7 protein-coding genes are annotated in these 13404 nt (G+C 62.0%); 4 read left to right on the top strand and 3 right to left on the bottom strand.

What is annotated here, in order from left to right:
- The first annotated feature begins 51 nt into the window (after positions 1 to 51).
- From BLW21_RS01610 to BLW21_RS01600, 3 genes are all read left to right on the top strand, one after another.
- Positions 52 to 2208: an ATP-binding protein gene (locus BLW21_RS01610; RefSeq protein WP_092737190.1), complete on the top strand. Its 2157-nt coding sequence runs from the start codon at positions 52 to 54 to the stop codon at positions 2206 to 2208.
- 269 nt (positions 2209 to 2477) lie between these two features.
- Positions 2478 to 4949, top strand: a complete 2472-nt coding sequence (locus BLW21_RS01605; RefSeq protein WP_092737188.1) for a M1 family metallopeptidase — start codon at positions 2478 to 2480, stop codon at positions 4947 to 4949.
- A 215-nt stretch (positions 4950 to 5164) separates the two neighbouring features.
- Positions 5165 to 6028 (top strand): transporter, encoded by an 864-nt coding sequence (locus BLW21_RS01600; protein ID WP_092737186.1) that lies wholly within the window; start codon positions 5165 to 5167, stop codon positions 6026 to 6028.
- 147 nt (positions 6029 to 6175) lie between these two features.
- On the opposite strand, the gene BLW21_RS01595 is transcribed toward BLW21_RS01600, so the two are convergent.
- The 3 genes from BLW21_RS01595 to BLW21_RS01585 all read right to left on the bottom strand — a co-directional run bounded on the left by BLW21_RS01595 (position 6176) and on the right by BLW21_RS01585 (position 12466).
- Positions 6176 to 7504 carry a M20/M25/M40 family metallo-hydrolase gene (locus BLW21_RS01595; RefSeq protein ID WP_092737184.1) on the bottom strand — a complete coding sequence of 443 codons (1329 nt, stop codon included), beginning with the start codon at positions 7502 to 7504 and terminating at the stop codon, positions 6176 to 6178.
- Positions 7505 to 7672: 168 nt separating this feature from the next.
- Positions 7673 to 11122, bottom strand: coding sequence for a pyruvate carboxylase (locus BLW21_RS01590; RefSeq protein ID WP_092737182.1), 3450 nt, complete (start codon positions 11120 to 11122; stop codon positions 7673 to 7675).
- A 165-nt stretch (positions 11123 to 11287) separates the two neighbouring features.
- Positions 11288 to 12466, bottom strand: a complete 1179-nt coding sequence (locus BLW21_RS01585) for an OmpA family protein (RefSeq protein WP_092737180.1) — start codon at positions 12464 to 12466, stop codon at positions 11288 to 11290.
- A 214-nt stretch (positions 12467 to 12680) separates the two neighbouring features.
- Here BLW21_RS01585 and BLW21_RS01580 point away from each other — a divergent pair, with 214 nt between their 5' ends.
- Entirely contained in the window at positions 12681 to 13394 is a 714-nt protein-coding gene (locus BLW21_RS01580) for an SDR family NAD(P)-dependent oxidoreductase (protein WP_092737178.1), read from the top strand.
- Positions 13395 to 13404: the final 10 nt, after the last annotated feature.

Here is a 13404-nt window from a genome sequence, read left to right as displayed (position 1 = left end):
GTTGACTGTTGCTGGTCGAAATGACGTCCTACTTGCTCCCGCCACTGCCCTATGCACTTCTCTCTCATCTGTTTCTGCCTACTCTGCTACCTGCTTGTGCTCCGGCCCGCGCAGGCGCTGCCGCTACCGGCGGGCGGACAGCTGCTGGAGCCGGCGGGCTGGTCGTTTCGCGCCGGCCCTGACTCGGCCCGCGGCCCGGCCTGGCAGCCCCTCGACCCCACCCGGAGCCTGTTTCTATTGCCGGCAGCCCGGCGGGCAGGCCAGGGCTGGTGGCGCTACCGCCTGGTGGTACCTGCCGCGTGGGTCGGGCGCCCGATGGCCTTCGCCCTTTCGCAAACGGGAGCCACCGAAATCTACCTGGATGGCCGGCTGGTGAGCCGCCGCGGACGGCTACCGGGGGCGCCGGGCGGCGAGCAGACGCTCTACCTCAACCACGAGCCGGTGCCGGTGCGCTTCACCCATGCCGGCCCCACGTCGGTGCTGGTGCGCTGGTCGTTCGGGGCCGATAATCTGTACTTTCTCTACTCCACGAGCATGCTGTTTCAGGGCACCCCGGCCGTGCGCCTGGAGGTGCATACGCCCACGCTGGCCACCGCCCGCTACCTCACCGACCGCCGCCTCGATATGCTGCAGTTTGCGGGGCGGGCGGGAATGCTGTTTTTCGCCGGCTTTGTACACCTGATGCTGTTTCTGTGGTCGCGCCGGGAGCGGGGCAACCTGTACTACGCCGGCTACGCCCTACCCGCGGCCCTGGGGGCCATAGTGGCCGGGCTGGCCTGGCTTCACTCCGACCACACGGCCGTGCTCTTCCGGGCGAGCGTGGTCGAAATCTGCTGTGCGACCGTAGCGGCTATTTTTGGCCTCGCCACCATCTACGCCATGGTCAACGAGCCGCGGGGGCGCTTGTTTGGGCTGCTGTCGGTCATGTTTGTGCTGGCCATGGCAGTGAATTTTTTGGGGTGGTGGGCCCCGTTTTTCACCACCTATACCTTTGCCATGTGCATTTACGCCGACGCCATCCGGGTTAGCCTGCTGGGTTGGCGGCGGCACGAGCTGGGGTCGGCGGCCGTGCTGACCGCCATGCTCACGGGAGGCACGCTGTACGCGGCGGGCGTGCTGCTGCCGGTTTTTACCCCCCACTACGTGCTGGGCAATGCCCTGCTGAACGCCTCCTACCTCACCAACCCCCTGATTTTGTCGGTGCTACTGGGGCAGCGCTACGCCCTTACCGGCACCCAACTCGCCCAGAAGTTGCGGGAGGTGAAGGAGCTATCGGCCCGCACGCGGCGGCAGGAGCAGGAGCGGCAGCAGCTGCTGGCTTCCCAGAACGACCAGCTGGAGCGGCAGGTAGCAGCCCGCACGAGTGAGGTAGTAGGCCAGCGCAACCGCGCCGAAGCCGCTTTGGCCACCCTGCGCATCACCCAAAACCAGCTGATACAGCGCGAGAAGATGGCCTCGCTGGGCGAGCTGACGGCCGGTATCGCCCACGAAATCCAGAACCCGCTCAACTTCGTCACCAATTTCTCCGACGTAAGCACGGAGCTATGCACCGAGGCCCAGGAGATGCTCGCGGCCCTGGCGCTGCCCCCCAACGACACGCTGGACCTGACCGACGTGCTAGCCAACCTGCGCCAGAATCAAACCAAAATCAGCCAGCATGGGCAGCGGGCGGCGGGCATCGTGCGCGGTATGCTGGAGCACAGCCATACCAGCACCGGCGAGCGGGCCGCTGTAAACCTAAACGCGCTCTGCGACGAGTACCTGCACCTGGCGTACCACGGCCTGCGCGCCAAGGCCCCGGCCTTCACCGCCGACCTGCAAACCGACTTCGCCCCCGACCTGCCGCTGGTGGAAGCAGTGGGCGCCGACCTGAGCCGGGTGCTGCTGAACCTGTTTACCAACGCCTTCTACGCCGTGCGGCAGCGCTGGCAGCTTAACGGAGCAACCTATCAGCCCGTTGTGCGCGTTAGCACCCAGCAGACGGGCCAGTACGCCGAAATCTGCGTGTGGGATAACGGCACGGGCATGAGCGACGCGGTGCGCCGGAAAGTGTTTCAGCCCTTTTTCACCACCAAGCCCACCGGCGAAGGCACGGGTTTGGGCCTTTCGCTGAGCTACGACATCATCACGCAGGGCCACGGCGGCACCCTAACCGTGGAGTCGCGGGAAGGGCACCACACCGAGTTTGTGGTGCGCCTGCCAATCTGAGTTGCGGTTTTATGCTCTGCTGGAATTCACCCACAGTTTACCCCGCGGCCTATTTGCCCCTTGCCGGCGACAACCACATAATTGCTCCGCACTGGCACACCCCATAGTCACCCGCTCACCCCACAAGCCCCAATCCGGCTACTGGCCAAACGCAACCCCAGACCCGGTTTTGGCATCTATGCAAACTGCCGGCCCAGCCGGGCATTTGTGGTGCATCTGTGCCAAAAAATTCGCAACTAGCAGCCTCATTTCCCTTCCTTCTTACCTCAATGAACAAACCCTTCCTGCTGGCTCTCGGGCTACTATTTGCCACGCCGGCCCTGGCCCAGCAAGGCCCCGCCAGCCCCGACACGGTGGCTCTGGCAACTTATCGTGCCTCACGCCCGAAAATCAACGACCTGGTACACACCAAGCTTGATGTACGCTTCGATTACGCCAAGCGCCAGCTTATCGGTAAGGAGTGGCTTACGCTGCGGCCCCACGCCTACCCCACCGACTCGCTGCGCCTGGATGCCAAGGGCATGGATATTGGCTCGGTGACGATGGTGAGCCAGGGCAACGCTAAAGCCCTTACATTCAAATACAACGGCGACCAACTCAACATCAAGCTCGACAAAACCTACCTCGTCGACCAGCAGTACACCGTGTACATCGAGTACGTGGCCAAGCCCGACGAGCTGAAGGTGAAGGGTAGCGCCGCCATTACCGATGCCAAGGGTTTGTACTTTATCAACCCCGACAGCGCCGTGGCCGGTAAGCCGGTGCAGATCTGGACCCAGGGCGAGACGGAAGCCTCGTCGGTGTGGTTCCCGACCATCGACTCGCCCAACCAGAAAACGACCCAGGAAATTGCCATGACCGTGCCCGCAAAGTACGTGACGCTGAGCAACGGGGCGCTGGCCAGCCAGAAAAGCAACACCGACGGCACCCGCACCGACACCTGGAAAATGGACCTGCCCCACTCGCCTTATCTGTTTATGATGGCCGTGGGCGACTTTAAAATTACGAAGGACACCTGGGCGGGCAAAGAGGTGAACTACTACCTCGAACCCAAGTACGCGCCCTTCGCCAAGCAGATTTTCGGCAACACGCCCGAAATGCTGGAGTTCTTCTCCAAGAAGCTCGGCGTGGCTTATCCGTGGAACAAGTACTCGCAGATTGTGGTGCGCGACTACGTGAGCGGAGCCATGGAAAACACCTCGGCCACGCTGCACGGCGACTTTCTGCACAAGGACGCCCGCGAGGCACTCGATGCCGAGTACGACCGGGGCGAGTCGGTTATTGCCCACGAGCTGTTTCACCAGTGGTTCGGCGACTACGTGACGGCCGAAAGCTGGAGCAATCTGACGGTGAACGAGTCGTTTGCCGACTTCTCGGAGGCGCTCTGGGCCGAGCATAAATACGGCCAGGAGGCGGGAGATGCCCACGCCTACCAGAACATGCGCAACTACCTGCGCAGCCCCCGCGACGCCCAGAAGAACCTGGTGCGCTTCCACTATGCCGACAAGGAGGACATGTTCGACCTGGTGAGCTACCAGAAGGGCGGCCAGATATTGAACATGCTGCGTAACCACCTCGGCGAGGAAGTATTTTTCAAGGGCCTGCAGAAATACCTCACCGACAACAAATTCAGCAACGGCGAAGCCCACCAATTGCGCCTGGCCATGGAAGCCGTATCGGGCCGCGACCTGAACTGGTTCTTCAACCAGTGGTACTTCGGCGCGGGCCACCCGGTGGTTACCATCGACTACAACTACGACCAGCTCAATAAGGAACAGGTTGTCACCATCAAGCAGACCCAGCCCGGACAGGTGTTTGAACTGCCGATGGCTATTGATGTGTACCAGAACGGCAAGCCCACGCGCCACAACGTGGTGCTCCGGAAGGCCACCGAAATTATCCGCCTGCCCGCCGCCAGCCAGCCCGAACTCGTGAACGTGGATGCCGACAAGGTGACGCTGTGGCAGAAGAAGGATAACAAGCCCTTCGGCCAGTTTGCCTATCAGTACCGCACGGCTCCCCGCTACGTAGACCGGCGCGAGGCCGTAGCCGCCGCCGCAGCCCTGCCCCCCACCGATGCGGCCGCCCGGCAGCTGCTATCTGCGGCGCTGAGCGATAAGAACGAGTTTATTCGCCGCGCCGCCCTGGGGTCGCTTAAGCTTGACGAAAAGGGCGTAGCCAAAGCCGCCGCGCCGCTTATTCGCAAGCAGTTGGCGCAGGAGAAAAACACCAATAACCAGGCGGCCATGCTGCGGGCGCTGGCAATGGTTGACGATAAGAAGGACGAGAAGCTGTTCACCAAGTCGCTCAGCAGCCAGTCGTATGCCGTGCAGGGCGCCGCACTAGAGGGCTTGGCCGCCGTGCAGCCCAAGCAGGCCTTGGCCCGCGCAAACGCCCTGGAGCCCGGTGCTAAAGCCGATGTGGCAGCCGCCATTGCCAGCGTGTACGCCGAAGTCGGCGACGCCGGCACCTGGCCCTACGTACGCGACCAGTTCGATGCGGCCGGCCCCCAAAGCCAGTTTCAGATGATGGAAAGCCTCGTGGGGTTCATGGCCCGCCTCCCCGACCAGACGGTGCTGCAGGAAGGTGTGGCGCGGCTCCAGAAAATGGCTATCCAGTACAAGCAGTACGGCGTTGCTGAGCCCATCCTAGCCATGCTCGAAAAGGTAAAACAGGGCAAGCCAGCCGACCAGCAGGCCATCGTGCAGGCCGCCGAAGAGGCCATAAAGGCTGAGAAGTAGATGCTTAGAGCTTAGAGCTTAGAGCTTAGAGCTTAGAGCTTAGACGCGTATGTGGAAGTCCCCACCGTGGTTGCGGTGGGGGCTTTTTTTTATTTGGCCGGTTGACTCCAGACTTTATCAACTGAGCACAAATCTCTATAAAATAAACACAAATCATTGGTAACGAAGCGTTAATCCCAAGGAACCATTCCCGGCTACTGGGCGTCTTGGCTGCCATGCGCAAAACCACTTTGCTGACTTCCGGAGCACTGCTGTTATTGGCTGCTCCGGCCCGCACCCTGGCCCAATCGGCCGCCGCCGATGCTGAATTCAACCCCAACGGCGAGTCGCCCTTCGTGCGTCTCATCCGCCCCGACCGACCCGGGCAGACCATTACCACCAACATGCTGTACCCCGGCCAGTTTCAGTTAGAAACCGGCCTGACGCGCTACGATGCGGGTGGTAGCACCCGTTTCGCCGGCCGCCAGGTATGGGGCAGCACGCTTCGGGTGGGCTTTTTCAACCACATTGAGTTGCGCGCCACGCAGAACTACCTGCGCCCGCCCGCCAACAACCGGCGGCTGACCGAGGGACCGGCTACGCCTTTTGCCGGCCCGGTAGGCTTCGCGCCGCTGAATGTGGGGGCCAAATTCCTGGCTTCGAGCGTGCAGAATGCCCGTTCCCAGGTAGTGGTGCTGCTTGATATGAACCTTCGCAATGGCGACGCCAGCTTTACCGGCAAACAGCTGGAGCCCGGCGGCCGGCTGCTGGTGTCGCAGCAGTTGGGGCAGCGTTTCGGGCTCGAAGGCAACTTCGGGTTCCGGCAGCAGGGCTTTAAAGCCGAGGGCACCAAGCAGGGCGAGTACCTGACGACGCTGGCTCTTAATGGCCCGCTTGGCGCGGGCACGCACTTCGGCTTTCTGGCCGAAACGTATGCCACCTGGCAGCGCCAGCAGGGCTGGCTGCCGGGCCTTACCTCGGGCCTTTACTACCGCCCCCTGCCTGGCCTACGCTTTGATGTAACGGCCGGCCACGGCCTCACGCCAGCGGCTGGCGGCTTTACTGTTGGGGCCGGCCTGAGCGCACGGCTGGGCAAATGAGTGGGTGAAGTGGCCAGTCGTTGCGGCTAGCACGAGGTAAGCTACTCGTTTGAAGGACGAGCCTTTTACAGCAGTAAGCCCCTGACATCCGTGCTGGAGTCAGGGGCTTGCGGTTGGTTATGGCTTTGTGCTGTGTGAAGCGGCCAGCTATTCACCGGCAATGCGGGTGGGGGTTTGCTGGCCGCTGATGATGGGCGCGGCGGCGCGGGCAATGGCCGTGATAACGCCCGTCATGTTGGGCAGGTTGAGGCTTTCAAGCTCGTCATCAACCGAGTGATAGAGCTTGTCGGTCGGAATCTGGTCGGTGCTGATGGTGTGGGCCGGCACGCCCAGGCGGGCCAGCGTGGCGTTGTCGGAACGGTAGAACAGGTTCTGCTCGGGGTACGGGTCGGGCTCGAACCGGAAGTCCATGCCCTGGGCATTCTGCTGAAGCAGCCGGCCAAAATCCGACTTATCGAATCCTGTGATGAAGGCGGAGTTGGGGCCGAACTTGGCCTGCTTGCCAATCATTTCGATGTTGAACATGGCCATTACCTGCGCGGGGTCGAGCTGGCTGGCAAAGTAACGCGCACCGAAGCCCCCGATTTCTTCGGCCACAAAGGCCACGAACACCAACGGGCGGGCGTTGCTACGCTGCTTCTTAAAGTACTCGGCCAGCGCTACCACCGCTGCCGTGCCGCTGGCGTCATCGTCGGCCCCGTTGGCAATAGAGTCGCCGGCTACGGCAGCAAGCGAGCCGATGTGGTCGTAGTGCGCACCGAACACGACCTGCTCCTTCGTCCGGTTTTTATCCAGCCCCGGCAGCATACCCACCACGTTGCGCAGTGTTACGGTCCGGATGTCGGTGGTAGCCGTCACGCTAACCTGTAGCGGACTGGCTGGGGCGCTTCCCAACACGAGCAGCGTAGAGAATGGCGCCGGCTTATCGGCCCGTAGTCCGCCGCGCCCCGCAAAGCCGGCCACGCGCTTAAACGCCGCCGTCTGTGCCGTATCGACGAATACAATGGTGTTGGCCTGCGGGTTAAGCAGCGGCCGGATTTCCTTCAGCAGGTTGTCTTTGGGGCCAACGGTTACTACGCGGATAGCCGGCTCATCGGAGGGCATCCAGTGGAGCTGGGGCTGGCCTGAGATGAGCACGAACCGCGCGGGCGGCACCTCCACTCCGCCCACCGAAACCAACCTGGCCTTTGTGCGGGCCTCATACACCGGAAACGACTGCGAGAAGCCCGACAGGCCCGGCAGCGGCTTCAGACCAATCCGCTGAAATTCGGCCACCAGAAAATCGGCGGCTTTCTCGCCACCAGGCTGGCCCGAGCCGCGGCCTAGCATCTCGTCAGCGGCCAGCGTACGAACTACCCGCTCCACGGTAGCGACCGCCACGCCGGGTGCAACGGGCCGTTTAGCCGGCTTTTTTTGAGCGACAGCTGCGCCGCCGGAAAAGCCGAGCAGCAGAACGAGGGCAATAGCTTTATACATGATGCAAAATAGAAGTCTGTGGCGGATTTAGCGCAGTTTGCCCGCCTTTCCAGCCTGCTTACCCGCGCATTCAGATACTGCCGCCACCCGGTTGCCAACTGATTGTTTCGCCGTGGCGAAACAATCAGTTGGCAACCGGGTGGCGGCACTTATTCCGGTAGGGCCAGGCTAGCCCAGCGTCAGCACCAGGTCGTCAGCGTTTACCAACGTGCCTTCGGCCAGGTTCACGGCCTGCACGGTGGTATCGTCGGGGGCGGTAATGGTGGTTTCCATCTTCATGGCTTCGATGATGAACAGGGGCGTGTTTTTGCGCACCTGCTCGCCGCTTTTCACCAGCACCCGGCTCAGCAAACCCTGCAAGGGCGCACCCAACTGGCGGGGGTTCATCTTGTCGGCTTTAGTGTTCATAATGCGCTTCACCTCCACCGAGTGGTCGCGGATTTTGAGGTTGCGGGTCTGGCCGTTGAGGGTGAAGAACAGCGTGCGGTTACCATCCTCATCCACCGGCCCGATGCTCTGCAGGCCCACGATAATGCTCTTGCCACGGGCAATTTCGATGAGCGTTTCGGCGCCCGGCTGCAGGCCGTAGTAGAACACCGGCGTCGGCACCACCGACACGTCGCCGTACTGCTGGCGGAAGTCCCAGTACTGCTCGAACACCTTGGGGTATAGCAGCCACGAGAGCACATCGGTGAACTTACCTTCGGCCTCGAACTTTTCCTTGAAATTGGCCTGCTCCTGCTCGAAATCAATCGGGGCCAGGTGCTCGTTGGGCCGGTCGGTGAAGGGCTCCTCCCCTTTCAGCACTACGGCCTGCACATCCTGGGGCCAGCCGCCCTCGGGCTGGCCGATGTCGCCCCTAAACAGTTGGCGCACCGATTCGGGGAAGTTGAGCGTGTCACCCTTCTCCAGCACGTCGGCGGTGGTCAGGTCATTCGACACCAGGAACAGCGCCATGTCGCCCACTACTTTCGAGGAGGGCGTCACTTTCACGATGTCGCCGAACAATTGGTTAACGTCGGCGAAGGTCGTTTTCACGGTTTCGAACTTGTCGAGCAAGCCCAGGGCCGCCGCCTGGGGGCGCAGGTTGGAGTACTGCCCGCCCGGAATTTCGTGCTGGAACACCTCCGACGTGCCCGCCTTCAGGCCCGACTCGAACGGGTAGTAGTACTCGCGCACGGTTTCCCAGTAAGTCGAAAACTCGTTGAGCGACTTCTGGTTGAACTCGCGGTGCCGGGGCTGGCCGCGCAGCATCTCCACCACCGAGTTGAAGTTGGGTTGCGACGTGAGGCCCGACAACGAGCCCAGGGCTACGTCAATCACGTTCACGCCGGCCTCTACCGCCTTCAGGTAGGTGGCGGGCTGCAGGCTGCTCGTGTCGTGGGTGTGCAGGTGAATGGGCAGGCTGACCGTTTCTCGTAGGGCCGTAATCAGCTCCTGGGCCGCGTAGGGCTTCAGCAAGCCGGCCATGTCCTTGATGCAGAGGATGTGCGCCCCGGCATCCTCAATCTGACGGGCCAGCCGCAGGTAGTAATCCAGGTTGTATTTCTGATGGCGGCTCACGTCGAGCAGGTCGCCGGTGTAGCAGATGCTGGCCTCAGCGAGCCGGTCGGTTTTGGTGCGCACGAAGCCAATGCAGGCTTCCATGCCCGGCATCCAGTTCAGCGAGTCGAAAATGCGGAACACATCGATACCTGTTTCGGCGGCCTGCTGCACAAACCGCCCGGTCAGGTTGTCGGGGTAGGCCTTGTAGCCCACGCCGTTGGCCCCGCGAATCAGCATCTGCAGCAGAATATTGGGCACGGCAGCCCGTAGTTTAGCCAGCCGCTCCCAGGGGTCTTCGTGCAGAAAGCGCAGCGCCACGTCAAACGTGGCCCCGCCCCAGCATTCCAGCGAGAAGGTTTGCGGGTGCTCGTGGGCGTAGCGGCCGGCCACCTTCAGCATGTCGAAGGTGCGCATGCGGGTGGCCAGCAAACTCTGGTGGGCGTCGCGCAGCGTGGTGTCGGTGTAGTGGATTTGCGGGTCGGCGCGCAGCCACTTGGAGAAACCCTCGGGCCCCAGCTCCGTCAGTTTCTGCTTGGTGCCGGCCGGTGGCGGGCCCGTGAGGTCCGATTCGGGCAGGCGGGGCTTGCGCAGCTCCTTTTTGGGGTCGAGGTTACCGGCCACGTCGGGGTGGCCGTTCACAATTACGTCGCCCAGAAAGCGTAGCATGCGGGTGGCCCGGTCGCGGCGCTGCTGAAAGCGGAACAGTTCGGGGTGGTCCTTGATAAAGTCCACCGTGGCCTCGCCGGCCATGAAAACCGGGTGGGCAATGATGTTCTGCAGAAACTGGATGTTGGTGCTCACCCCGCGAATCCGGAACTCGTCGAGCGTGCGGGCCATCTTCTGGGCCGCATCGGCCAAGGTGGGCGCCTGGGTCGACACCTTGACGAGCAGCGAATCGAAGAACGGCGACACCCGCACGCCGCTGTACACCGAGCCCTGATCGAGGCGGATGCCGAAGCCACCCGCCGAGCGGTAGGCCGTGATGGTGCCGTAATCGGGCTTGAAATCCTGCTCGGGGTTTTCGGTGGTGATGCGGCACTGAATGGCATAGCCGTTTTTCATCGGCACCACATCGGGCCCGAGGTTGATTTCGGGGTCGGTGAGCCGGTAGCCGGCCGCCACGTGGAGTTGGGTTTTAATCAGGTCGATGCCCGTAATCATCTCCGTGACGGTATGCTCGACCTGGATGCGCGGGTTCACCTCGATGAAGTAGATGCGGTTGAGCTCGGGGTTGACCAGAAACTCGACGGTACCCACGTTGTTGTAGCTCACGGCCCGGCCGAGGCGCAGGGCGTACTCATAGAGCTGCTCGCGCATTTCGGGCGTCAGGTGCAGCGACGGGGCTACTTCCACCACTTTCTGGTAGCGGCGCTGCACCGAGCAGTCGCGCTCGTAAAGGTGCGTGAGGCCGCCGTAGTTGTCGGCTACCAGCTGCACCTCAATGTGCTTGGGGTTCTCCACGAATCGCTCCAGAAACACGGTATCGTCACCAAACGCCTTCAGGGCCTCATTACGGGCCTCAAAGAAGCCGCGCTCCAGCGCCTCATCGTCGCGGATGACGCGCATACCGCGGCCACCGCCGCCGCTGGCCGCTTTCAGCATAACCGGATAGCCGATGCGGTGGGCCTCCACCAGCGCCACTTCCAGGTCGGTCAGGTCGGCTTCACTGCTCTCGATGATGGGCACGCCGCACTGCACAGCCACGCGTTTGGCGGCTACTTTGTCGCCCAGCGCCTCCATCACCTCGGGCCGGGGCCCAACGAAGATGATGCCCTCCTCGCGGCAGCGGCGGGCCAGCGTGGCGTTTTCGCTCAGGAAGCCGTAGCCGGGGTGAATGGCGTCGACCTGGTTTTCCTTGGCTGTGCGGATGATGCCCTCAATGTCGAGGTAGGGCTTGAGCGGGTCGTCGTCGCGGCCTACCTGGTAGGCTTCGTCGGCCTTGTAGCGGTGCAGCGAGTAGCGGTCTTCATAGGTGTAGATGGCCACGGTACGGATGCCCAGTTCGGTGGCGGCCCGCAGCACGCGGATGGCAATTTCGCCGCGGTTGGCGACCAGTAATCGACGGATATTCATTCGGCAGGAGAAGTTGACGGAAGAAGATGCCGCAAGCTACGGAACGACGCCGATAACGCCAGCGAATTTTTGCTAATAGCGAAATATTGGTGCAGCTTCCGGGATGCTTCCGCCAACCAATTACTCCCTGCCTCATTGACTGGCAACGCTTTTCGCCTCCCGACCCTACTTCTTAACTACCCGCAAGCTCAGCCGGCGGTTCATGGCGCGGCCCGCGGGCGTCAGGTTAGAGGCCATGGGATAATTGGGGCCATAGCCGCGGGCTTCGAGGCGCGACGGGCTCACGCCCATTTCTACCAGCGCAGTCCAGGCGGTGCGGGCGCGGGCCTCGCTCAGTTCGCGGTTCATCTGATAGGTGCCCACGCTGTCGGTATAGCCCCCGATTCTGAGGCGGGTCTGCGGATAGCTTTGCATCATCAGCGCAATATTTTTCAACTGATTCCTCGATTCGGACGTGAGCGTGGCCTGGCCAGTCATAAAAAACACCCGATCGAAACTGATCCAGCCGCGGGTGCGGTCTACGGTGTCTACCTGCTGGCGGGGGTTGTTGAGGAACTGGTGGAGCTGGCTTTCGGTGGATTGGCTGCCTACCCCGCGCAACTGCTGCCCATTGGACAGGCGCAGCGTAGTGGGCGCGCCCGTGTGGTAGATATAGTAGCCCGACTTAAAGTCGTAGTGCCCATCTACGAGGGGTGGCGCAATGCTGCTTGCCCGCCGACTACCCGGCTGGTAACGCGTCCGCCCACCGGCCGCCACTACATTGCGGTCTGCCGCGGCCGGTGGCGTAGCAGCTGGATAGTTGGCCGCCGGAGCAGCGGCCGGGGCGGCAACCGGGGCGGCAACCGGGGGAGCCACGGGCAGGGGCTTGGCCCCCGAGCGGGCGGCTGGTACAGTGGGGGCCGTTGGCGGCAATGCGGCAGTAGCCGCTTCGCCGGGTGGAATGATGCGGCACTGCTGGATATAAGTCAGGTAGTCCCGGTTCGGACTTTGGTTCGGGCCTTTTTCCTCGGGGAAGAGCACAAACGTACCGTTAGCCGTTTTGCCCGCCAGCAGAAAGATATTGTCAATCTTCTGGGGCTGAAAACCCGTCTGGCTGACCTGTACCGAGTACGGGCCGCCCACCACCAAACCCTTGAACGCGAAGTTGCCGGCTTCGTCGGTGGCGGTAGTGGTACGAGTCTGAGTCGGCCCGTACACCACCAGCACCGACGCCTTTTCGAGAGCCTGGTTGTTGGGCGTCATCACGTTGCCCACGATGCCCACCAACTCCTGGGCCATGCTGGGCACCGCCAGGTTGAGCAGAAGTACTAGTAGTAGCAGCAGGGAAGCGGAAAAACGTTTCATATGAATGGTATAAGGGCCGTGACATGCAAGTCAGCATTTTGATTTAACCACTATTCCGCATGAGTGGCATCAAAATACAAAATTATTTCTCTTTTTAATTATATAATATAGATAACCCACCATATAGTCTCGCCGCATCTTCAGGGGCTACAGCCAAAAACCTTCCCTGCGCGGCCTAGTTCTCTGGCCGGACACTTCATCTAACCTCCCACGCATGGAATTCGCGGACAAGAATATTCTCCTCATTGGAGCCTCCTCGGGCATTGGCCTGGCCACGGCCCGGCTGCTAAGCAAGCTCAACGCCCACCTCTACACCGCCTCCCGCCACGAGTCGCCCGAACTGGCCGAGCTTAACACCACCTTTATAGAACTCGACGTAACGCAGCCGCTGGGCGCGGCTCTCGATGGCTTGCCCGAGGTACTCCATGGCGTGGTCTACTGCCCCGGCTCCATCAAGTTGCGACCTTTCGAGCGGATTCCGCTGGCCGATTTCCAGGCCGATTTCCAGCTCAACGTGCTTGGCGCAGTGCAGGTGTTGCAAGCCTGCATGAAGCGCCTGAAGAAGGCCAACGGTGCCTCCGTGGTGCTGTTTAGCACGGTGGCAGCCGATACGGGGATGTCGTTCCATGCCAGCATTGCCACGGCTAAAGCGGCCGTAGAAGGCCTGACGCGCGCTTTGGCCGCCGAGTATGCTGCCAGCAATATCCGCGTGAACTGCGTGGCGCCCTCGCTTACCGACACGCCGCTGGCCGCCGCGTTGCTCAACACCCCCGAAAAGCAGGAAGCCGGGGCCAAGCGCCACCCGCTCCAGCGCATCGGCCAGCCCCAGGATTTGGCTTATATGTCTTCCTTTCTGCTTTCCGACCACAGCTCCTTCATTACCGGCCAAGTGATGAATGTGGATGGTGGAATGGGAAATCTGAAATAACGGATTGGCT

It is taken from the genome of Hymenobacter psychrophilus (assembly GCF_900107135.1).
GTDB lineage: Bacteria > Bacteroidota > Bacteroidia > Cytophagales > Hymenobacteraceae > Hymenobacter > Hymenobacter psychrophilus.
The sequence above is the reverse complement of the archived record's forward strand: the minus strand, read 5'-3'. Positions and strand labels throughout refer to the sequence as shown.